General features: G+C 68.9%; 17 protein-coding genes and 1 pseudogene. 12 read left to right on the forward strand and 6 right to left on the reverse strand.

Features of this window, described 5'->3' with window-relative positions; translation table 11 throughout:
• The first annotated feature begins 344 nt into the window (after nucleotides 1–344).
• Together D7X55_RS08885 and D7X55_RS08890 are read left to right on the forward strand one after the other, a co-directional pair.
• Nucleotides 345–1,757: a S8 family serine peptidase gene (locus tag D7X55_RS08885; RefSeq protein WP_120550915.1), complete on the forward strand. Its 1,413-nt coding sequence runs from the start codon at nucleotides 345–347 to the stop codon at nucleotides 1,755–1,757.
• Between the two features lie 57 nt (nucleotides 1,758–1,814).
• Nucleotides 1,815–2,276 (forward strand): hypothetical protein, encoded by a 462-nt coding sequence (locus D7X55_RS08890; RefSeq protein WP_120550914.1) that lies wholly within the window; start codon nucleotides 1,815–1,817, stop codon nucleotides 2,274–2,276.
• Between the two features lie 158 nt (nucleotides 2,277–2,434).
• Here D7X55_RS08890 and D7X55_RS08895 read toward each other — a convergent pair whose 3' ends face one another.
• On the reverse strand, nucleotides 2,435–3,037 hold the full coding sequence (locus D7X55_RS08895) for a malonic semialdehyde reductase (protein WP_121722813.1): 603 nt from the start codon (nucleotides 3,035–3,037) through the stop codon (nucleotides 2,435–2,437).
• Between the two features lie 130 nt (nucleotides 3,038–3,167).
• Between D7X55_RS08895 and D7X55_RS08900 the strand changes: the two genes are divergently transcribed.
• Nucleotides 3,168–3,527: a helix-turn-helix domain-containing protein gene (locus D7X55_RS08900; protein ID WP_120550912.1), complete on the forward strand. Its 360-nt coding sequence runs from the start codon at nucleotides 3,168–3,170 to the stop codon at nucleotides 3,525–3,527.
• Between the two features lie 30 nt (nucleotides 3,528–3,557).
• Here D7X55_RS08900 and D7X55_RS08905 read toward each other — a convergent pair whose 3' ends face one another.
• From D7X55_RS08905 to D7X55_RS08915, 3 genes are all read right to left on the reverse strand, one after another.
• The gene (locus tag D7X55_RS08905) at nucleotides 3,558–4,304 is read right to left on the reverse strand and encodes an SDR family oxidoreductase (RefSeq protein WP_120550911.1); all 747 of its coding nucleotides are present in this window, start codon (nucleotides 4,302–4,304) and stop codon (nucleotides 3,558–3,560) included.
• A gap of 156 nt (nucleotides 4,305–4,460) precedes the next feature.
• Nucleotides 4,461–5,684: a PLP-dependent aminotransferase family protein gene (locus D7X55_RS08910; RefSeq protein ID WP_121722814.1), complete on the reverse strand. Its 1,224-nt coding sequence runs from the start codon at nucleotides 5,682–5,684 to the stop codon at nucleotides 4,461–4,463.
• Between the two features lie 2 nt (nucleotides 5,685–5,686).
• On the reverse strand, nucleotides 5,687–6,157 hold the full coding sequence (locus D7X55_RS08915; protein ID WP_120529763.1) for an Lrp/AsnC family transcriptional regulator: 471 nt from the start codon (nucleotides 6,155–6,157) through the stop codon (nucleotides 5,687–5,689).
• Nucleotides 6,158–6,478: 321 nt separating this feature from the next.
• Here D7X55_RS08915 and D7X55_RS44565 point away from each other — a divergent pair.
• The 5 genes and pseudogenes from D7X55_RS44565 to D7X55_RS08940 form a co-directional block, all read left to right on the forward strand.
• Nucleotides 6,479–6,625, forward strand: a pseudogene (locus tag D7X55_RS44565) (TetR/AcrR family transcriptional regulator); the annotation flags it as partial.
• Nucleotides 6,626–7,221: 596 nt separating this feature from the next.
• Nucleotides 7,222–8,217, forward strand: coding sequence for a 3-oxoacyl-ACP synthase III family protein (locus D7X55_RS08925; protein WP_120550909.1), 996 nt, complete (start codon nucleotides 7,222–7,224; stop codon nucleotides 8,215–8,217).
• Nucleotides 8,218–8,255: 38 nt separating this feature from the next.
• Nucleotides 8,256–9,812 carry a long-chain fatty acid--CoA ligase gene (locus D7X55_RS08930; RefSeq protein WP_121722815.1) on the forward strand — a complete coding sequence of 519 codons (1,557 nt, stop codon included), beginning with the start codon at nucleotides 8,256–8,258 and terminating at the stop codon, nucleotides 9,810–9,812.
• A 48-nt stretch (nucleotides 9,813–9,860) separates the two neighbouring features.
• Entirely contained in the window at nucleotides 9,861–10,916 is a 1,056-nt protein-coding gene (locus D7X55_RS08935; protein ID WP_120550907.1) for an alpha/beta fold hydrolase, read from the forward strand.
• A gap of 136 nt (nucleotides 10,917–11,052) precedes the next feature.
• Nucleotides 11,053–13,050, forward strand: coding sequence for a triacylglycerol lipase (locus tag D7X55_RS08940; RefSeq protein WP_120550906.1), 1,998 nt, complete (start codon nucleotides 11,053–11,055; stop codon nucleotides 13,048–13,050).
• Between the two features lie 51 nt (nucleotides 13,051–13,101).
• Here the strand turns inward: D7X55_RS08940 and D7X55_RS08945 are convergent, their stop codons facing one another.
• Together D7X55_RS08945 and D7X55_RS08950 are read right to left on the reverse strand one after the other, a co-directional pair.
• Complete coding sequence (locus D7X55_RS08945; protein ID WP_121722816.1) at nucleotides 13,102–13,695, reverse strand: DUF4276 family protein; 594 nt, start codon at nucleotides 13,693–13,695, stop codon at nucleotides 13,102–13,104.
• Entirely contained in the window at nucleotides 13,692–14,861 is a 1,170-nt protein-coding gene (locus D7X55_RS08950; RefSeq protein ID WP_199746911.1) for an AAA family ATPase, read from the reverse strand. The genes D7X55_RS08945 and D7X55_RS08950 overlap by 4 nt, the downstream gene beginning before the upstream one ends.
• 201 nt (nucleotides 14,862–15,062) lie before the next feature.
• Here D7X55_RS08950 and D7X55_RS08955 point away from each other — a divergent pair, with 201 nt between their 5' ends.
• From D7X55_RS08955 to D7X55_RS08970, 4 genes are all read left to right on the forward strand, one after another.
• The gene (locus D7X55_RS08955) at nucleotides 15,063–16,553 is read left to right on the forward strand and encodes a long-chain fatty acid--CoA ligase (RefSeq protein ID WP_121722818.1); all 1,491 of its coding nucleotides are present in this window, start codon (nucleotides 15,063–15,065) and stop codon (nucleotides 16,551–16,553) included.
• Nucleotides 16,554–16,701: 148 nt separating this feature from the next.
• Nucleotides 16,702–17,439: a response regulator transcription factor gene (locus tag D7X55_RS08960; RefSeq protein WP_120550903.1), complete on the forward strand. Its 738-nt coding sequence runs from the start codon at nucleotides 16,702–16,704 to the stop codon at nucleotides 17,437–17,439.
• Nucleotides 17,436–18,875 carry a HAMP domain-containing sensor histidine kinase gene (locus tag D7X55_RS08965; protein WP_120550902.1) on the forward strand — a complete coding sequence of 480 codons (1,440 nt, stop codon included), beginning with the start codon at nucleotides 17,436–17,438 and terminating at the stop codon, nucleotides 18,873–18,875. The genes D7X55_RS08960 and D7X55_RS08965 overlap by 4 nt, the downstream gene beginning before the upstream one ends.
• Before the next feature lie 45 nt (nucleotides 18,876–18,920).
• Entirely contained in the window at nucleotides 18,921–20,264 is a 1,344-nt protein-coding gene (locus tag D7X55_RS08970) for an efflux RND transporter periplasmic adaptor subunit (RefSeq protein ID WP_120550901.1), read from the forward strand.
• Nucleotides 20,265–20,312: the final 48 nt, after the last annotated feature.

The following is a 20,312-nucleotide window of genomic DNA, read 5'->3' on the forward strand; positions in this document are numbered from 1 at the left end:
CCCCTGGCCACTGCCCTCGTCCCCGGGAGGGAATCCGTTGTCTTTCCGGAGGTTCGGGGAAGCCGAGCGAGGACCGAGACACCAGACAAGGGGTGTCTATTACGGAAATCCCGTGATTTTTTGTCAGGGGGCCGCGGTCAAATCCCCCGGTTGGACCCCAGCGAATGGCCCCAGCGAATGGGGAGAAGGGAGGGCAGGGGATGCAACGGCTCACGGGCGCGCGCCCGCGAGCCCGGCCACCGGATCCGAAGGGGCTTGTCAGGGTCCCCAGGTGGGCGCGGTCTTGGCGCGGGTGCTCTTCCTTCGGGGCCCGGCGCGGATAGAGCGGTCCAAGGAGCACAGCCATGAAGTCTTTCCTGTTGGTACCCAAGGAGTCCATCGAGACGCAGGCCCGGCCCGGAGTGCGTGGCACGGCGCAGGGCGAGCGCGTCCTCAGCCGCAGCACCGCGCTGCGCTTCAGCGCGGCCCAGAAGGCGCCGGATGCCCTCACCGCGCTCGGCCTGCGGTCCGCCACGCTGCCCGGCATGAAGCCGGAGGTCAGTGGCCAGGCCCCGCGCGGCCGCAAGAGCGCCCGGGGCAAGAAGGCCGCGAAGCAGGCGGAGGCCACGCCCCTGCCGGGTGGGCCCGTGACGGAGCAGACCGGCGCGGAGGCCGGCAGCTACCGGTTCATGCCCCTCATCGGCGCCACCATGGCGCACTTCTACTCCCCGGACGCGGAGAAGGCGGCCCGGGGAGAGCTGGCGGAGGAGTTCGAGTTCATCCCGGACGTGGTGCCCCTGTCCTTCCCCGGCCCGGTGTCCGCCGGCCAGACGGGGCCGCGCAACCGCGGCATGTCCTCGCTCGCCACGCGCGAGTGGCCTGACGAGTCCGGTGTCCCCCTGGCGCACGCCCAGGGCATCCGGGGCGCCGGCGTGATGCTGGGCATCCTGGACACGGGCGTGGACGCGGACCACCCGGAGCACGCGAGCAAGACCATCCAGTTCCGCTACGTCTCGCTCTTCCCCAACTCGCCGCACAACCCCGCGCGAGACGTGCGCGGCTTCGACCCGGACGGCCACGGCACCCACGTGTGCGGCATCGCCGCGGGCGTGCACCACGGCGTCGCGCCGGAGGTGGACCTCTACGCCGCGTCCGTCATCGAGTCGGAGACCATCCGCACCAGCCTGGGCCGCGTGGCCGCGGGCATGGAGTGGCTGCTGCACCAGTTCAGCCGCCCGGAGAACGCGTCGCGTCCCGCCGTCGTCAACCTGTCGCTGGGCTTCCCGCTGCAGCCGCCCCCGGGCATCTCGGAAGCGGACTACCTGCTCAACCAGCGCGCCCTGCAGGCCATGCTGCGTCGGCTTCTGGACAGCAACATCCTGCCCATTGTCGCGGCGGGTAACAGTGGCCCCGACACGGTTGGTTACCCAGCGGCCTTTCCTGAGGCGCTGGCTGTGGGGGCAGTCGACTTCGAGCGCAACGTGGCCACCTTCTCCGCGAGCGGCGCCGTGGGACGTCGGGTCGTGCCGGACGTCATGGGCTACGGGGTGAATGTGTATTCGTCTACTGAACGCCGCTGCAACAATCAGGCGTTCTATGAACGAATGAGCGGCACCAGCATGGCGGCCCCGTATGTGGCGGGGATCGCCGCGCTGTATCGTTGCCGTGCCCCTGACTTGACGGCATTGGAAGTGAGAGATTTGATTCTGGCCAATGCCATCAAGCTTCCTCGCTCGGCGAACCACCGGACGGGGAAGGGCCTGGCTGTTTTCAGGTGACGCGGTCGTTGCCGGGGCCGGTGCCACGTGAGCACCGGACCTGGGGAGGATGTGGCCATGCGCAGGAAGAATGGCGTGCCGGGCGGACCCCAAGAGATTTCGGCCCGGATGGCCTCCGTCGCCGCCGTGCGTCCGCTGCCAGGCAGCGGGGGCACGGTGCGTGCGTTGCCGGGTGCGGGTGGCCAGGAGCGTGACGCGCAGCCCACGGGCGACATCGACGTCACGGTCATGCCCCGGGAGACGCCCGCGCCCCGCGGCGCGTCCGCGTCCTCGAGGGCACCCCTGCGTTCGCGCGCGGAGCTCTACAAGGAAGGCCAGGCGGAGAATGCCCGCTTCCGGGAGAGCTTCATGCGTTGGTTGGAGGCACACCAGTTGGTGGGCGCCGTGCGCGCCATGAGCGAGCCGGGCGGTTCCCTGCCCATGCTGCACCTGAGGTGCGCCCCGCGCGTGCTGGACCAGCTGCGCCGCGCGCCGGAGTTCGAGGCGGGCACCATGATGCCGCTCGAACAGCTGTACTAGGCCCGCCCCCTTCCGCGCCTGCCTCCCGTCACCGGCCCCGCACCCCTTGGAACCGACGGTGCGTCTGCTTCTTCCTGATTAACCTAGAAACTCAGGATTGTGACGGCCTGAGGCCAGTGAACGCGGGGACGAGTGCGGTGTCTGGGATTGGACGCCAGTCAGTCCAGCCGGCAGGCGTCCTCGAAAGCCAGACGCGGGTTGCGCGGGAAGAGCTTCGCCGCGTCTCCGTGGCCCAGGTTGAGGAGGATGTTGGACTTCCAGCCGGTGCCCTGGAGGAAGGCCGCGTCCACCTTCGCCTTGTCGAAGCCGCCCATGGGGCCGCAGTCGAGCCCCAGCGCGCGCGCCGCCAGGATGACGTAGCCCGCCTGCAGCGTGCCGTTGAGGAACGCCGCCTGCTCACGGGCCTCCGGCGTCTGCGCGGCGAAGACGCTCTTCATGTCGCGCGACGGGAACAGCTTGGGCATCTGCTCGTGGAAGTTCGTGTCGTACGCCACGATGACCGTCACCGGCGCCTGCATCGTCTTGTCCACGTTGCCCGGGGACAGCGCGGGCTTGAGCTTCTCCTTGGCCTCGCGGCCGCGGACGAACACCAGGCGCACCGGCTGGCTGTTGACCGCGGTGGGCGCCATGCGCGCCAGCTCGTAGATGCGGCGCAGTGTCTCGTCCGTCACCGGCCGGTCCTGCCAGCCCGAGTGGGTGCGGGCCTCCGTGAAGAGCTGCTCCAGCGCGTCCGTGTCCAGGGCCGTGTGCGTCGCCGCCATGTGGGTCGTCCTTTACGTTGCGAACACCCCATGGCTACTCGCGTCACTTTTATTTCGCAAGTAACTTCCAAAAAGTAAGTAAGTGCCGCGCGGAAGGGGCGGGCGTTATAGTCAGGGGGGAGGCGGCACGATGCATGACGACCTGAGCCCGCTGTGTTCGCGGTTCCTGGAGGCGGCCGACCTGCTGGGCCGGCGCTGGACGGGCGTCATCCTGCGCATCCTGATGGACGGGCCGTGCCGCTTCGGGGAGCTGACGGAGCGCATCGGCACCATCAGCGAGCGCGTCCTGTCGGAGCGGCTCAAGGACCTGGAGGCGGAGGGCATCCTGGAGCGCCACGTGGACCCGGGCCCGCCCATCCGTTCCGAGTACCGTCTGACGGAGAAGGGTCAGGCGTTCTGGAAGGTCATTGACGAACTGGGCAAGTGGGCGGAGCGCTGGGTGGACGTGAAGGCCACGCGGGCCGCGCCCCGGAAGCGCAAGAGCGCCTGAGTCCGGAGCGCGGTTGCAGCAGGACGCGGCCTAGAAGTTGTGGCCGCCGTCCACGTCGATGGTGCGGCCGTTGAAGTAGTCGCACTCCACGATGAACTTCACGGCCTGCCAGATGTCCTCCGGCTCGCCGATGCGGCCCACCGGGATGGCGGCCACCAGCGCGTCGCGGGCCTTCTGGTTCATGCCCTGCGTCATGGGCGTCTCAATCATGCCCGGGGCGATGGCGCCCACGCGGATGCCGAACGGCGCGAACTCGCGCGACCAGGTGACGGTGTTGGCGGCGAGCGCGGCCTTGGCGGACACGTAGTTGGACTGGCCGCGGTTGCCGTGCCGCGCGATGGACGACATGTTCACGATGACGCCGGGGCGCTGGTCCGTCTCCACCATCTTGGAGACGACCTCGCGCACCATCAGCGTGGCGCCGGTGAGGTTCACGCCAATCACGGCGTTCCAGTCCGCCGTGGACAGCTTCTTGATCTGCCCGGTGGTGCGGTCCTTCTTCACGAGCAGCGCGTCGCGCAGGATGCCCGCGTTGTTGATGAGGCCGTTGAGGCCGCCCATGGCGCCGTGGGCCCACTGCACGAAGTCCGTGACGTCCTGCTCGCTGGACACGTCCAGCTTGCGGCGGTGGATGCCCGCCGGCAGCGCCGCGAGCTTCTCCTCGTTCACGTCGCCAACGGCCACCTGGCCGCCCGCCTCGTGGATGCGCTGCGCGAAGTGCGCGCCCATGCCCTGCGCGCCGCCGGTGACGATGATCTTCAGGTCCTTCAGCTGCATGTGCCTCTCCTGGGCGTCCAAAGAAAAAACGCGCGCAAGGGTACGCACACCGCGAGGGCGCTGGCCAGCGCCGCGGAGGCTGAAACCTGAATCAAGCTTCAACTTCTCATGAGCCCCGGACCCCCGACGCGGTGCGTTGGGGGCCGGGAGCTGGAACTACAGCGCGTCCGCGATGACGGAGCCCAGCCGCTTCATGCCCTCGTTGATGAGCTCGGGGGGGCGGTTGGAGTAGTTCAGCCGCATGAACTGGGGCTTCTGGTCGTTGGCGAAGAAGGGCGCGCCGGGGACGAAGGCGACCTTCTGCTCCACGGCCAGGGGCAGCAGCTTCGCCGCGTCCAGCCCCCCGGGCAGCTCCACCCAGAGGAACATGCCGCCGTCCGGCCGGGTCCACTGGGTACCCTGGGGCATGTGGGCCTTGAGCGCGTCCAGCATCGAGTTGGCGCGCTGGGCGTAGATGGGCATCAGCGCCTGGATGTGGCCCGCGTAGTCGAACGTCTCCAGGAGCCGCGCCGTGGCGCGCTGGGCGAGCGTGGCGGTGTGCAGGTCCGTGGCCTGCTTCGCGATGGTCATCGGCTTGAGCAGCGCCTTGGGGCCCGTCACCCAGCCCAGGCGCAGGCCGGGGGCCAGCGTCTTGGAGAAGGTGGACAGGGACAGCACCACGCCCTGGTCGTCCAGCGACGCCAGCGACGGCAGGTGCACGCCCTTGAAGCGCAGCTCGCCGTACGGGTCGTCCTCCAGGATGATGAAGCGGTGCTCCTGGGCCAGCCGCACCAGCGCCTTGCGGCGCTCCAGGGACAGGGTGGTGCCCTTGGGGTTCTGGAAGTTGGGGATGACGTAGAGCAGCTTCGGCTGGCGCTTCTTCAGCAGGGCCGCCAGGTCGTCCGTGTCCATGCCCGCGTCGTCGCTGCGCACGGTGGCGAACTCCACCTCGTAGCCGCCGAAGGTCTGCAGCGCCGCCAGGTAGCTGGGGTCCTCCACCACCACCAGGTCACCCGGGTCGAGGAGAATCTTCCCCGCCAGGTCCAGGCCCTGCTGCGAGCCGCTGGTGATGAGCACCTGGTCCGCGTGGACGTGCTGGCCCTTGCGGGCCAGGTGCCCGGCGATCCACTCGCGCAAGGGCGCGAAGCCCTCCGTGGTGCTGTACTGGAGCGCGGAGCGCCCGTCCGCGTCGCTGGCGAAGGTCTCCGCGAACGCCTTGGCGATGGCGTCCTTCGGGAAGAGCTCCGGGGCGGGCAGGCCGCCGGCGAAGGAGAGGATGTCCGGGCGCTCGGCGATCTTGAGGATCTCACGCACCGCGGACGTCTTCATCCGGGACATGCGCTGGGACAGCCGGTAGGCCGGAGGAGGGGGCAGGGGGGCACTCATAGCGTCCGCGCTCATGTTCATTCTCCGTTCAACAGCTCATCGGGGACACGCACGTGCGTGTCTTCCTTCAAGGTCGACAGGACGATGGTGGTGCTCGTGCGGGTCACACCTGGAATGGTGCGCAGCGTCTCCACGAGCAGCGAGTCCAGCGTCCGCGTATTCGCGGTCTTCACCTTCAAGACGTACGAGTCCTGCCCCGCGACCCGGTGGGCCTCCAGCACGTCCTCCAGCTCGGCGACCTTCCGCGCGAAGCCTTCGAAGTGCTTGGGGTGCTCGATGCTCACGCCGATGAAGGCGGTGATGTCCTTGCCCAGCTGCGTCGCGTCCACGCGCGCCGTGTAGCCGGTGATGACGCCCTTCTCCTCCAGCTTGCGGATGCGCTCCGCCACCGCCGGCTGGGACAACTTCACCCCACGTGACAGCTCCAGCTGCGTGGCCCGGCCATCGCGCTGAAGCATGTCCACGATGCGATAATCCAGGGCGTCCATGGGGCTCAAAACCTTATTTTTATAAGCGGCCTTGGCAGTCGGCGGTGAAGTTATATGCATCTGTCGCCAAGTGCAAGTCCGTTTGCATGCAAAAGGGTTGAGGCGGGTGGATCGTCTTCCATCCGACCTCCCGCTTCTCCAGGCAGCCAGGCGGAAGGTGATGGCGGACGGGCCCGGGGACAGTCCTCCCAGAGGGGATGGGTGGGCGCGGTGGACACTTCCCAGGTGTTTGACGCCTCGCGTCCGTGTCTGTCTTTGACGCAAGGAGCCATCCATCCGCTTTTGACAGGGCGGTCGGCCGGGTGCTACCCGTTCTGAAAGATGAATCGCCCTTCAACTTCAGAACGCGTCCCCGTCACGCCGCGCGGTCAGCGGACGCGGCAGAAGCTGTTGAAGGCCGCGGAAGCGGTGTTCGGCGACAAGGGCTACGAGCGCGCGTCCATCGCGGACCTCACGCGCAAGGCCAGCGTCGCGCTGGGCACCTTCTACGTGTACTTCCCGGACAAGCAGTCCATCTTCGTGGAGGTGGTGGACGAGCTGGGCGCGCGCCTGCGCCGCCTCATCGCGGAAGGCACGGCCGCGTGCACCACGCGCCTGGAGGTGGAGCGCGAGGGCCTGCGCGCCTTCTTCCAGTTCGTGCGCCAGCACCCCAACCTCTACCGCGTCGTGCGGCAGGCGGAGTTCGTGGACGCGGACTGCTACCGCCGCTACTACGACCGCTTCGCCAAGGGCTACGTGCGCGGCCTCCAGCAGGCCATGGACGCCGGCGAGGTGCGCCGCATGGATCCGGAGGCGCTGGCCTACTGCCTGATGGGCATTGGCGACTTCCTGGGCATGCGCTGGGTGCTCTGGGAGGAGGACATGGGGCTGGAGCGCGTGCTCGACACGGCGATGACGCTCCTGTCCCACGGGCTGCCCCCGGACGCGGGCTCCGCGCGCGCCCACCTGCAAGCTGTACCCCCCCAGAAGGAAGCAGTGCCGTCGTCGAAGCCCACCCCCCCGAAGGCGAAGTCGAAGCCGTCCCCCGCCGTCCGTCACGCGGTCCCCGGAGCTGAAACACCGTCATGCGTTACGCGAACATCCTGTCCACCGGCCGCTACGTCCCCGAGAAGCTCCTCACCAACGCCGACGTGGAGAAGATCCTCGGTGAGAAGGTGGACGAGTGGCTCCAGCAGAACGTGGGCATCAAGCAGCGCCACGTGATGGCGGACAACCAGGCCACCAGCGACCTGGCCGTGGCCGCCGCGAAGGAGGCCCTGGCGCGCGCGAAGGTGGACCCCAAGGAGCTGGACCTGGTGCTCGTGGCCAGTGACACGCCGGACTACCTGTCCCCCGGCACGTCGTCCGTGGTGCAGGCCAAGCTGGGCGCGGTGAACGCGGGCACCTACGACATCAACGCCGCGTGCGCGGGCTGGGTGACGGCGCTGGACGTGGCGTCGAAGACGATTTCGGCGGACGACAGCTACCAGCGCATCCTGGTGGTGGGCGCCTACGGGATGACCCGGTACGTGAACTGGAAGGACAAGAAGACCTGCACGCTGTTCGCGGACGGCGCGGGCGCGGTGGTGCTGGGCGCGTCCGACAAGCCGGGCTTCCTGGGCGCGAAGCTGCTGGCCAACGGCGAGTACCACGACGCGCTGGGCATCTACACCGGCGGCACGAACCGTCCCGCCACGGCGGAGACGCTGGCGCTGACGGACGGCAAGCCCGCGGTGCAGTTCGTGCGCAAGTTCCCCTCCACGTTCAACACCGAGCGCTGGCCCATGCTGCTGGACACGCTGCTCAAGCGCGCGGACCAGACGCTGGACGACGTGAAGCTCTTCGTCTTCACGCAGCTCAATCTGCGCACCATCGAAGCCACCATGAAGGCGCTGAACCAGCCCATGGAGAAGGCGCACTACACGATGGACAAGTGGGGGTACACGGGCTCCGCCTGCATCCCCATGACGCTCGATGACGCGGTGGTGCAGGGCAAGGTGAAGAAGGGCGACCTGGTCGCCTTCTGCGCCAGTGGCGGCGGGCTCGCCATGGCGTCCGCCCTCTACCGCTGGACGGCATAGTCCCCCCCATCCCGTCTCTTCAGACAGGAGTTCCTCGCATGTTCATCGGAGACTGGATGGGGCGGGGCGCCCTCTACTGGCCGGAAGCCGTGGCCGTGGTGGACGTGGCCCGCAAGGACGCGGGCCGGTTCACCTACCGGCAGATGAACGCGCGCGCCAACGCGCTCGCGGGCTGGCTTCGGGACGTGGCGGGCGTGCAGCGCGGGGACCGGGTGGGCATCGTCGCGCACAACGGCGTGGAGTACCTGGACACGCTGTTCGCGTGCGCGAAGCTGGGCGCCATCTTCGTGCCCTACAACTGGCGGCTGCACGCGGCGGAGCTGACGGACGGCGTGCGCTCCATCCGCCCGCGCGTGCTGCTCTTCGGTGACGACTTCAAGGACGCGGTGGCCCAGGTGCGCGAGCACGTGGGAGACGGACTGCGCCTGGTGTCCCTGGAAGCACAGGGGCTGCCCGGCGCGGACCCGTACGAGAAGGCCATGGCGTACGCGCCCGCCGCTCCCGTGACGAACGACGCGGTGAGCGAGGAGGACATCCTCTGCCTGCTCTTCACTGGCGGCACGACGGGCCGCTCCAAGGGCGCGAAGGTTTCGTACCGCATGGTGGCGTGGAACACGCTCAACACGCTGGTGCATGAAATCCGTCAGGGCGACGTGACGGTGACGCACACGCCGCTGTTCCACACGGGCGGGCTGCTGGTCTACACGCTGCCGCTGCTCACCGTGGGCGGCACCGTGGTGCTGATGCGCCGCTGGGACCCGGACGAGATGCTGGGCCTGGTCGCCAAGGAGAAGGTCACGCTCTTCTTCGCGGTGCCCACGCAGTACCAGCAGCTGATGGATTCACCGCGCTGGAAGGGGACGGACTTCTCCTCCGTGCGCTTCGTGACCAGTGGTGGCGCGCCGCTGCCGGTGCCGCTGTTGCAGGCATGGCAGGCGGTGCACCCGGTGCCCTTCAAGCAGGGCTTCGGCATGACGGAGTTCGGCCCGGGCATCTTCAGCATGGGGCCGGAGTTCGCGGTGTCCAAGGCGGGCTCCATTGGCCGGCCCAACTACTTCATCGACGCGAAGCTGGTGGATGACGCCGGCAACGCGGTGCCCGTGGGCGGGGTGGGGGAGCTGGTGCTGAAGGGGCCCTCCATGTGCTCCGGCTACTTCGAGGACGACGCCGCCACGAAGGAGGCCATCAGCGCGGACGGCTGGTTCCACACCGGGGACCTGGCGCGCGTGGACGCCGATGGCTTCTTCACCATCGCGGGCCGCAAGAAGGACATGTTCATCTCCGGCGGAGAGAACGTGTACCCGCTGGAGCTGGAGTCCGTCCTCTATGAGCACCCCGCCGTGCAGCAGTGCGCGGTGGTGGGCGTGCCGGACGCGAAGTGGGGCGAGTGCGGCCGGGCCTACGTGGTGCTCAAGCCAGGGGCCGAGGCCTCGGCGGACGCGCTCCTGGAACACCTCAAGGGCCGGGTGGCGCGCTTCAAGGTCCCCAGGCGGGTGGAGCTGGTGAAGTCCCTGCCGGTGTCTCCGGCCGGGAAGATTCTGAAGCGCGAATTGCGCGAGGCGGCCATCGCCGCGGACGCGCGGGCCGCTTCGTGACGGACAGGCTTTCTTCTCTTCAAGGGCAGCACACATAGGAGCGCGCACATGGCTGATACATCCAGGAAGGTCGAGATCCAGGACATCCCCACGCAGCGGCTCCGGGTGCGCGCCCGGCTGGTGGGTGACGAGGGCTTTCCCGTCATCTTCGTGCACGGCAACTGTTCCTCGTCCGCGTTCTTCGAGTCGCTGATGAAGACGCTGCCCCAGGGCTTCCGGGGCATCGCGCCGGACATGCGCGGCTATGGGCACACGGAGGAGAAGACCATCGACGCGACGCGCGGCATGCGCGACTTCGCGGATGACCTGGTGGCGCTGATGGACACGCTGTCGCTGAAGCGCGCGGTGTTCGTGGCGCACTCGGCGGGCGCGGGCATGGTGATGCAGCTGTCCATCGACCATCCGGAGCGCGTGGCCGGCCTGGTGGTGGAGGCGCCGCTGTCGCCGTACGGCTTCGGTGGCACGAAGGACGCGGACGGCACGCCGTGCTGGGCGGACTTCGCGGGCTCCGGCGGCGGCACGGCCAACCCGGACTTCGTGCAGCGGCTGAAGAACAAGGACCGCTCCACGGAGTCGCAGACGTCGCCGCGCAACGTGATGAACGGCTGCTACGTGAAGCCGCCGTTCCGCCACCCGGACGAGGAGAAGCTGCTGGACTCCGTGCTGGACACGCACGTGTCGGACCAGCTGTACCCGGGCAACTTCACCCAGTCTCCGAACTGGCCGGGCGTGGCGCCGGGCACCACGGGCATGAACAACGCCATGGCGCCCGCCTACTACAACACCTCCTCCTTCGCGGAGCTGAAGAACGGGCCGGACCTGCTGTGGATCCGCGGCGCGGACGACGCCATCGTCTCCGACACGTCGCTGTTCGACTTCGGCTTCCTGGGCAAGCTGGGCGCGGTGCCGGGCTGGCCCGGGGATGACAAGTATCCGCCGCAGCCCATGGTGTCGCAGATGCGCAAGGTGATGGAGCGCTACGCGGCCAACGGCGGCCGCTACCGCGAGGTCGTCCTCCACGACACGGGCCACAGCCCGCACCTGGAGAAGACGAAGGAGTTCCACGACCTGCTCGTGCCGTTCCTGCTGGAGCACGCCCGCTAGTCATTCCTGACGTGCGCTGAGGGCACGCGAGGGCCTTCCGGGGAGACCCTGGGGCCCGTCGTGTGTCCGCGCACGTCCATGTGTCTGTCGTCGCAGCCTGCTGTCGCCGCAATCGTCACCCCCCACGGAGGTACGCATGCGAAGCACCTGGACGTTGTCACTCACCGCCGCATTGCTGATGGCTGGCTGCGGGGCGGAACCCCCCTCGGAGGCCCCCGCTGCTCCGGAAGCTCCGGAGTCCGCCGCCACGGCCGAGTCCCCGCTGGACGCGGACCTGGCGCCGTACTTCGACGCCATCCCCACCAACTTCACCGGCAACTACCGCGTGGTGGGCACCTACACCCCCCCCACTTGGTCCTGGGGCCAGATTGAGCTTCTGGAAGGCCGTCAGCGCTTCCGTTCCGAGTACTACAACCCGCGCACGCTGAAGCTGCGGGACCAGGACACGTTCCAGTCCAGCGACTACCCGCTGCGGACGTACTTTGGTTCGCTGAACCAGCAGCTGGTGAACGCGTTCAACGTCTACTACGGGAACAGCTGTGCCACGACGGCCGGGGCCACCTGCCCCACGCCGGGCCCCACCAAGCCGGAGGCGCGCTTCGTCCTGCTGCACAAGGGGCGGAGGACCGCGGTGGGCGACTGTCAGGTCACCAAGACGCCGACGCTGCTGGTGCACGGCGCCATCCAGGACGCGAACGTCTGGCTGTTCCCCAACGGCAACAACGGCTCGGGCGCCACCTACGGCGGCGCGGCGCAGCTGACGGGCATGGTGCAGGACCTGGAGTCGAAGAACCGCTGTGTGTACGCGCTGACGTTCGGCTCGTTCCACGGCGACAACTTCAACCACGCCATCCACGTGGCCAACGCCGTGCAGCGCATCAAGGCGCTGCACCCGGGCGTGGCGCGGGTGGACGTGGTGGCGTGGAGCAAGGGCGTGCTGGCGGTGGACCCCTGGCTCGCGAACGCGGCGACGTGGGGCGGCTTCAGCACGACGCGCTTCTTCGAGCGTCTGGCGAAGGAGCAGGCCTCGCAGGTGCCGGCGTATGACGACTCGGTGCGCGTGTACGTGCCGCTGTCCGGTCCTCACAAGGGCATCGACCTGAACTTCCGCCACCCCATCCACACGCTGACCATCGCGAGCACGGCCTCCAACGCGCCGGTGGGCCGTGGCCCGATGCCGTGGACGTACTTCTCCGCGATGCAGTGCGTGACGTTTGGTTACAGCGTGCCCTGGTTCAACAACCCCTACGCGGAGAGCGTGTGCAAGGATTCCGGCGGCGTGTGGACGGACTACTTCCGCCGCATCTACCTGTCGAACATCACGGGCCTGAGCAGCACGGGCACGCCGGTGTACGCGAGCTCGCTGCAGACGCTGAACACGAACCAGGGCCTGTCGTCGTCGTCGTTCAACTTCGACGACTACAACATGAGCCTCTTCGGCGCGGTGAACACCAGCGGCAAGTACGTGACGGCGTACCCGGGCCAGCTGCAGGCGGCGTATGACCTGCGTGGCACGTACCCCATCCCGGACCGCAGCGCGTCCGCGTGGGACAACATCGATCCGGACGAGAACCGCTACTTCCCCTGGCTGGACACGAAGCTCATCTACAACCCGTACAACCCCTGGGTCGCCGCGGGCTACATGGCGTCCAGCGACCACCGCGTGTGCCGCACGACGGCGTTCGACCCGGTGGGCTCGCCGTGCTTCGCGTACCACGCGTTCAACACGAACCAGAACCGTGAGGCGTACGACTCGCTGATGTACGGCAAGTACCGCATCATGGACGGCCTGGGCATCAACGCGGCCATGGAGATGGGCGGCAAGTTCATCACGCGCCTGGCGGAGCACGGCCTGGATTCGCGCCTGCCGTCGCTCTACGTGCTGTACGGCACTGCGGGTGGGGCGACCCCGTTCGAGACGGACGGCATGACGTCCACCACGTCCACGCTGCGCAGCGACGGCGTGCTCTTCGAGGCGAGCATCGCGGCGGTGAACCAGCTGACCCAGGGCTGGACGTCCACGAAGAAGACCGCCGACGCGAAGCAGGAGGGCATGGCCTATGACCACCTGAGCATGGGCATCACCCCGGCGGTGTGGAACAAGATCTCCGCGCACTTCGTTTCGCGGGATTGATGACGTGATGTGAGGAGCACGGGCGTCTGTGTGACGCCCGTGCTTCGCGGGTCAGGAGCGCGGTGGGACAGGGACTCCCAGCAGCGTGCCCATGTCCCGGACGAGCTTGTCGAAGGAGTCCGCGCGCCGGGCGGCTTCGAGGTCGAAAACGCTGGTCAGCTTGGGCTGGTCAATGGTCTCGCTGTAGCCGCTGGGCAGGTGGTTTCCGAGCCAGCCCTTCGCGTCGCGGATGCGCTCGGGGTCGGATGGGGCCCGAAGCGTGGAGGGAAGGCCGCGGTGGCCGCTCAGGGACTCGGCCGCCGCGAGGAACCACGCCTCGTATTCACACTTTGCGACGACCACGGAGATGAGCCGATCAGGACGCTTTGACCGTGCCCAGGTCAAGAGTCGTGGCCCGAGTACGCAGGGCAGGTCCTTGTCGGCATCCAGCAGGACGAGGATGCGGCCCTCATTGCCCACCTTCCGGGCCGTCAGTTCGATGGCTCGGTTCAGTTCGTCTTCCTTGACGAGTTGGCCCCGTGGGATGCGATGCGGGAGGAGGACCTCGGGATGGAGTCCGGGTGCAAGCCACTGCGTCAGGCGCCTGACGAGGATGGGAGCAGCGGCGACTTCGCCGTGACCCTCGACGATGAGCCCCAGCTTCATTCGGTGCCGTGCTCCCAGAGCTTGAGGTCATTCGGATCAGGAACAGTCTGCCGGTCGGGAGCAAGCTGATTGGCCTTCAGCAGTTCGCCCGCGGTGTAGAGGCGGTCCTTGAGTGCGGACCGGGTCTCTGTGTCGACGGGTGCGATGATGCTGCGGCCCTGCTCCGATGCCACCGAGAGCACTTCACCTGCTTGGATGCTGGGGTCGTCCAGCAGCTCTGGACTGTGACTGGTGACGATGATCTGGGCGTACTGGGAGGCTTCGCGGAGTGCATCCCTCAGGACCCCTGCTGCCGCGGGATGGAGTGCGACCTCGGGCTCCTCGATGCCCACGAGCTGGATCCGCGGTTCGGCCCGCGTCTGGAACAGCGCGACCAGGATGCCCAGGGCCCGGAGCGTACCGTCGGACATCTCATAGGCTGAAAAATCCCAATCTTCCTGGGTGCTCTCAACGCGCTGAATGAACATGAGCGATTCGACATGGCCCATGCGGGTTGGGAACACCTCCACCAGCCCCGGCACGATGGCACCGAGATACTCATTGATGCGCTGCTTCGTGGTGCTGTGTGCCTTGCTCCCCAGGTGCGTCAAGACGCTCGGAAGATTGGCCCCGTCACGGGCAAGGCGGTCCCCGTTGTCGGGTGTTTGGAGCGCTCGAAGCTGTTCTGGATTGAGGTTGTAGAACCCCATGTTCGAGAGCGCGTCGAAGACGGGGCGAAACTCCGGCAGGCCTGACGCGTTGACAAGATACAGACGGTCGTCCGACGCGGGCGGCGAGACTGGTGCCGGCTCGAGGAGCAGCCTCCCCGCGCTGACGCGGTACTCCGCCGCGCCCACGACGCATTCCTCGTCCTTCACCAGGTAGGTCGTCATCCCGGGATCGCGAAAAGCGATGCTGACGGAGAAGTGGCCACTGGTGCCATCAGGGAGCTGGAAGTCGATGCGAATCCCGAACTGGTCCGCCTCGACAGGCAGACGCCGCATGAGGCTGAAGGCTCCGCCTCGATCTCGGATCGCCTGCGCCAGCGAGGTCCGCAGGGCATCCGTGACGAACCTCAATGCATCCAGGAAGTTGCTCTTGCCGGAGCCGTTCGGGCCCACGAGGAACGTCAGCGGTCCCAGGGCAACGTCGCAAGCCTCGATGCTGCGGAAGTCACGCAGGGTCACACGCGAAATCAGAGGAGCCCGACGCCCAGGTGGACTGGCAGGGGACGGCCCGGGACTCTCGGCGGAAGGCATCTGACGATCTCCAGCAGTGCGGCAGGCGCTGCATCGTGCCAGCAGCTTCGTGGGAGGGGTAGAGCTGGTACCAGATCGAGTCGCCAGAATCCGATGCTGGAATCGCATCGTGGTCTAGCCTGGAGCCGCATGCCCATCGTTCACGACTGGCTGGCCCGGCGGGCCCTGCTCGCCCCGGAGCGCACGGCGCTCGTTGATTCGCTCCGGGGTGGGCGGCGCATCTCGTGGGCGGAGTGGAATGACTCCGCCCACCGGACCGCGCTGTTGCTTCGCGGCCTGGGCGTGGGCGTGGGCGACCGCGTCTCCGTGCTGGCCCTCAACTGCGTTGAGACGCTGGACCTGGTGTTCGCGTGCGCCAAGCTGGGCGCCGTGCTCCAGCCGCTCAACTGGCGCCTGGGCACCGAGGAGCTCCACGGACTGCTCTCCGACGTCGCTCCTGCCGTCGTCCTCTTCGGATCGGAGTTCCGCGCTCAGGCCGATGCCCTTCGTCCCCGGCTTCCGGCGCAATGGGTCTCCCTGACGGAACCGCTCTTCTGCTCCCGAGAGACCCTGACCGGAGACCTGCCCTCCATCGAACTGGAGGCGGATGCTCCCTGGGTACTCTGCTCCACCGGGGGCAGCACCGGCCTTCCGAAGTCCGCCGTGCTCACGCATGGCTCGCTCACCGCCAATGCCGTGAACACCGTCGTCAGCTGGGGCCTCACCCAGGAGGACGTCGCGCTGCTCAACGCACCCCTGTTCCACACCGGCGGCCTCAACGTCTTCACCCTGCCGCTGGTGTTCGTGGGCGGTGCCTCCGTCGTGTGCCGCGCCTTCGACGTGGCGCAGTGCTTCGACCTCATCGACTCGGGTGACGTGAACCTCGTGTTCGGCGTGCCCACCATGTTCATCGAGATGCAGCGGCACCCGCGCTTCGACGCCGTGGACTTCCGCCGCCTCAAGCTGCTCATCAGCGGCGGCGCCCCCTGTCCCGCCCCCGTCTTCGAGCGCTTCTTCGCCCGCGGCATCGCCTTCCGCACCGGCTACGGCCTCACCGAGGGCGGCCCCAACAACTTCTTCCTCCCCGACGCCGTCATGCGCTCCCACGCCGGCTTCGTCGGCGTGCCCCTGTTCCAGGTCGAAGCGCGCATCGACGGCGAACAGCGCCCCGGTGACGTGGGCGAACTGCTCCTTCGCGGCCCCCACCTGTGCGCCGGCTACTGGCGCCGCCCGGAGGAGACCGCCCGCACCTTCGCGGACGGCTGGCTGCACACCGGCGACCTGGCCTCCCGCGACGCCCGGGGCTTCTTCCGCATCGAGGGCCGCGCCAAGGACCTCATCATCTCCGGCGGTGAGAACATCCACCCCTCCGAGGTCGAGAGCGTCCTCGCCGGCCACCCCGACGTCGCCGAGGTCGCCGTCATCGGCGTCCCCGACCCGAAGTGGGGTGAAGTGCCTCGCGCCCTCGTCGTCCCCCGTCCGTGCGCGGCGCCCACGCTGGAGGCGCTGGTGGCCTTCTGCTCGGGCCGGCTGGCCCGGTACAAACTGCCCCGGACGCTGCGGCTCCTGGAGGCCCTGCCTCGCACCCCGGCGGGCAAGGTGGACCGGCGGGGCCTTGCCCGGCTGCACGGCGACAGCTGAATTTCGGTTTCGTTGCGGCCGTCCCCCCGGAACCCCCTGGGGTGTCCCGCCGGCCCCGCGTTCGTAATATTTCGTCATGGGCCCGTAGCCCCCTGGAAATGTAGGGGTGAGAGGTTGCAGGTCCGGCCCTCTCGCGGAGACCCGACCCATGGAGACGACCCCACGCCCCACGACCTCCGAGGAAGCCACCATCCAGGTGCTCCTCGTCGAGGACGATGAACGCCTGGCGCGGCTCACCGCCCGCTACCTCCAGGAGCACGGCATCATCGTCACCGTGTCCGCGTCCGGCACCGACGCGCTCCAGCAGACGTCCCGCCACACCTTCGACGTCATCCTCCTGGACCTCATGCTCCCCGGCCGCGACGGCCTGGAGGTCTGCCGCGAGCTGCGCACCCGCACGGACGTCCCCATCATCATGCTCACCGCGCGCGGCGAGGAGGCCGACCGCGTCCTGGGCCTGGAGTCCGGCGCGGATGACTACCTGCCCAAGCCGTACTCGTCCCGCGAGCTGCTGGCCCGCATCCGCGCCCAGGTGCGCCGGGCTCGCGGCAAGGTGGGCCCCACCAGCCACCCCGTGCACGCGGGCCGACTGGTGCTGGACCCTCGCAGCCTGAGCGCGTCCCTGGACGGCAAGCCGCTGTCCCTCACCACGTATGAGTTCAGCCTGCTGCGCGTGCTGGCCGAGCGCGCCGGCCGCGTCCTCAGCCGCGAGCAGCTGCTGGACCTGGTGAAGGGCAGCGCGGATGAAGTCTTCGACCGCTCCGTGGACGTGCACATCTTCCGCCTGCGCCAGAAGCTGGAGGTGGATCCGCGCAACCCGCGCCTGCTCAAGACGGTCCGCGGCGCCGGCTACATGCTGGCCACGGAGACCGAGGCGGATCCGTGAGGTTCTTCCGCCTGCCCATGGGCCTGCTCCCCCGCATCTACCTGGTGGGGGTCATCCAGATCGTGCTCGTGGGCGTGTCGCTCATGCTCGCGCGCGACCTGTTGCGCAACGAGTCCTGGCGCAACCGCTTCGACGACGAGCTGTCCTACTTCGTGGAGGAGTGGTCCAACCTGCGCGGGGACCCCGCCGCGCTCCAGGCGTCGCTCGACCGCGCCCAGCAGCGCATGGGCATGCGCGTCACCCTGCGCGCCGCGGACGGGACGCTGCTGGGCAACACACGGCCGGACCCCGCGCCCGCGATGAGCGCGGAGGACTTGTCCGCCGTCTCCTCGCGCGTCACCCGCAGCGGCCCGCGCGGTCCGTTCCCCGGAGCAGGCAGTGGCCCGGGCCGCATGCTGGTGGTGAGCCCCTATCCGGGCCCCATCCAGGTCTACGCCGCCGTGTCCCTCCCGCCGCCGCCTCCGCCGCCGGACGGCGACCGGCAGACGGCCATCATCGTGGGCCTGGTGCTGGCGTGCACCGCCATCACCTCCGTGGCCTTCGCGCGCACGCTCGCGGGCCCGCTGGAGAAGCTGGCCAGCGCCGCTCGCGCGTTCGGCGCGGGGCGGCTGGACGTGCGCGCGGGCCTGCGCCGCAAGGACGAGCTGGGCCTGGTGTCGGAGGCCTTCGACGAGATGGCCGGCCGCATCACCCAGCTGTTGCGCTCGCAGAAGGAGCTGCTCGCCAACGTGTCGCACGAACTGCGCACGCCGCTGTCCCGCATCCGCGTGGCGCTGGACCTGGCCGCGGAGGGTGACGCGCAGACGGCGCGCGAGCTGTTGCCCGACATCACCGAGGACCTGTCCGAGCTGGAGCGCCTGGTGTCCGACGTGCTCACCACGTCCCGCCTGGAGCTGGTGACGGACGGAGCGAGCGGCGGCGTGCCTCCCTTGCGCCTGGAGCGCGTGGACGCGAACGCGCTGGTGGACAAGGCCGCTGCCCGCTTCCACACCGCCCGGCCCAAGCACCGGCTGGAGGTCCAGGTGGACGGCACGCTGCCCACGCTGGATGCGGATCCGGTGCTGCTGCGGCGCGTGTTGGACAACCTGCTCGACAACGCGGGGAAATACTCGGAGCCCGGCACCACCGTGACGCTGCATGCCCGCGAATCAGGCGGCAGCCTCCAGGTGGAGGTGCGCGACCAGGGCATCGGCATCGAGGCTCAGGACCTGGAGCGCGTGGGCACGCCCTTCTTCCGCACCGACCGCAGCCGCGCCCGCACCACCGGCGGCGTGGGGCTGGGGCTGGCGCTGGTGCGCCGGATCCTGGAGGCGCACCACGGCCGCCTGACGCTGGAGAGCCAGCCGGGGCAGGGCACCACCGCGCGCGTCGTGCTCCCCGGTGTGGGAGCGGCCCAGACGCCGGACGGCCGCCTCGCCGTGGGTCATCTTTCGTAATAGAGACGAGATTCGCCGAAACATTTCAAAACGTAGATAAGGGGCATGAAGGCCTTGAGCGAGATGCCGCGGGAAGCGCCGGCCCTGGCGCCGGTGGAGCTGGATGAGGACGAGGGGCGCAAGCGCGGTGTGCCGCGCTGGGCCTGGGTCCTGGCCATCCTGGTGGTGGTGGGCGCGGGCGTGTTCTGGCGCATGCGCGCCGGCAACCCGGCCGACGCCATCACCTACGAGACGACCCCCGCCCAGGCCCGGAAGCTCACGGCCAAGGTGACGGCCACCGGCACCGTGGCGGCGCTGGTGACGGTGCAGGTCGGCAGCCAGGTCTCCGGACGCATCCAGGAGCTGATGGTCGACTACAACTCGCAGGTCAAGAAGGGGCAGGTCATCGCCCGCATCGACCCGCAGCTGGTGCAGGCCGCGCTGGACCGGGCGAAGGCGAACATGACCGCCGCGCGCGCGAACCTCCAGAAGGCGCGCGTCAACGCCGACGTCGCGAAGAAGCAGGCCGTGCGCTCGAAGGAGCTGCGCGCGCAGCAGTTCATCTCCCAGTCGGAGCTGGAGACCGCGGAGTCCGCCGCCGCCAGCGGGCAGGCGGAGGTCACGGCCGCGGAGGGCTCGGTGGCCCAGGCGCAGGCCGCGCTCAACGAGGCGGAGGTGAACCTCAAGTACACGACCATCGTGTCGCCCACGGACGGCATCGTCATCTCGCGCAGCGTGGACGTGGGCCAGACGGTGGCCGCGTCCCTCCAGGCGCCCGTGCTCTTCACCATCGCGGAGGACCTGCGCAAGATGCAGGTCAACACCAGCATCGCGGAAGCGGACGTGGGCAAGCTGCAGCCCGGCCAGAAGGCGACCTTCACCGTGGACGCGTTCCCGGGGGAGACCTTCGAGGGCACCATCCGGCAGATCCGCAACGAGGCCATCACCGTGCAGAACGTGGTGACCTACCTGGCCGTCATCGACGTGCCGAACCCGGACCTCAAGCTCAAGCCGGGCATGACGGCGAACGTGACCATCGTCACGCAGCAGAAGGACCAGGTCCTGTCCGTGCCCAACACGGCCCTGCGCTACCGCCCCGCGCCGTCGCCCAGCGCGGACGGGCAGGCGCCGGCCCCGCAGCCGCCCCCGGCCGGCATGCGCACCGTCTACGTGCTGCGCCGCCAGCCCGAGCAGAAGCCGAAGCCCGTCGCCGTGAACGTGCGCACCGGCATGACGGACGGCACGTTCACGGAGGTGGTGGAGGGTGAATTGAAGGCGGGCGACCCCGTCATCACCGCGGCGAACGCGCCGGCGGGCACCACGCCCCCGGCTCCGTCCGGCGGCGGCGCCAGCCCCCTGGGTGGCCCGGGCGGCGGCCGGGGCATGGGCGGCGGGCGCCGCGGCTTCTAGGCGCGAGGCCGTTCCAATCACAGACATCGCGGGCAGGGGAAGGGACAG

The organism is Corallococcus sp. AB049A (genome assembly GCF_003668885.1).
GTDB classification, from domain to species: Bacteria; Myxococcota; Myxococcia; order Myxococcales; family Myxococcaceae; genus Corallococcus; species Corallococcus interemptor.

Bases quoted from the DNA above. Each gene is read 5' to 3' on its own strand.
- D7X55_RS08885 (WP_120550915.1), top strand. From the start codon at position 345: ATGAAGTCTTTCCTGTTGGTACCCAAGGAGTCCATCGAGACGCAGGCC.
- D7X55_RS08890 (WP_120550914.1), top strand. From the start codon at position 1,815: ATGCGCAGGAAGAATGGCGTGCCGGGCGGACCCCAAGAGATTTCGGCC.
- D7X55_RS08895 (WP_121722813.1), bottom strand. From the start codon at position 3,037: ATGGCGGCGACGCACACGGCCCTGGACACGGACGCGCTGGAGCAGCTC.
- D7X55_RS08900 (WP_120550912.1), top strand. From the start codon at position 3,168: ATGCATGACGACCTGAGCCCGCTGTGTTCGCGGTTCCTGGAGGCGGCC.
- D7X55_RS08905 (WP_120550911.1), bottom strand. From the start codon at position 4,304: ATGCAGCTGAAGGACCTGAAGATCATCGTCACCGGCGGCGCGCAGGGC.
- D7X55_RS08910 (WP_121722814.1), bottom strand. From the start codon at position 5,684: ATGAGCGCGGACGCTATGAGTGCCCCCCTGCCCCCTCCTCCGGCCTAC.
- D7X55_RS08915 (WP_120529763.1), bottom strand. From the start codon at position 6,157: ATGGACGCCCTGGATTATCGCATCGTGGACATGCTTCAGCGCGATGGC.
- D7X55_RS08925 (WP_120550909.1), top strand. From the start codon at position 7,222: ATGCGTTACGCGAACATCCTGTCCACCGGCCGCTACGTCCCCGAGAAG.
- D7X55_RS08930 (WP_121722815.1), top strand. From the start codon at position 8,256: ATGTTCATCGGAGACTGGATGGGGCGGGGCGCCCTCTACTGGCCGGAA.
- D7X55_RS08935 (WP_120550907.1), top strand. From the start codon at position 9,861: ATGGCTGATACATCCAGGAAGGTCGAGATCCAGGACATCCCCACGCAG.
- D7X55_RS08940 (WP_120550906.1), top strand. From the start codon at position 11,053: ATGCGAAGCACCTGGACGTTGTCACTCACCGCCGCATTGCTGATGGCT.
- D7X55_RS08945 (WP_121722816.1), bottom strand. From the start codon at position 13,695: ATGAAGCTGGGGCTCATCGTCGAGGGTCACGGCGAAGTCGCCGCTGCT.
- D7X55_RS08955 (WP_121722818.1), top strand. From the start codon at position 15,063: ATGCCCATCGTTCACGACTGGCTGGCCCGGCGGGCCCTGCTCGCCCCG.
- D7X55_RS08960 (WP_120550903.1), top strand. From the start codon at position 16,702: ATGGAGACGACCCCACGCCCCACGACCTCCGAGGAAGCCACCATCCAG.
- D7X55_RS08970 (WP_120550901.1), top strand. From the start codon at position 18,921: ATGAAGGCCTTGAGCGAGATGCCGCGGGAAGCGCCGGCCCTGGCGCCG.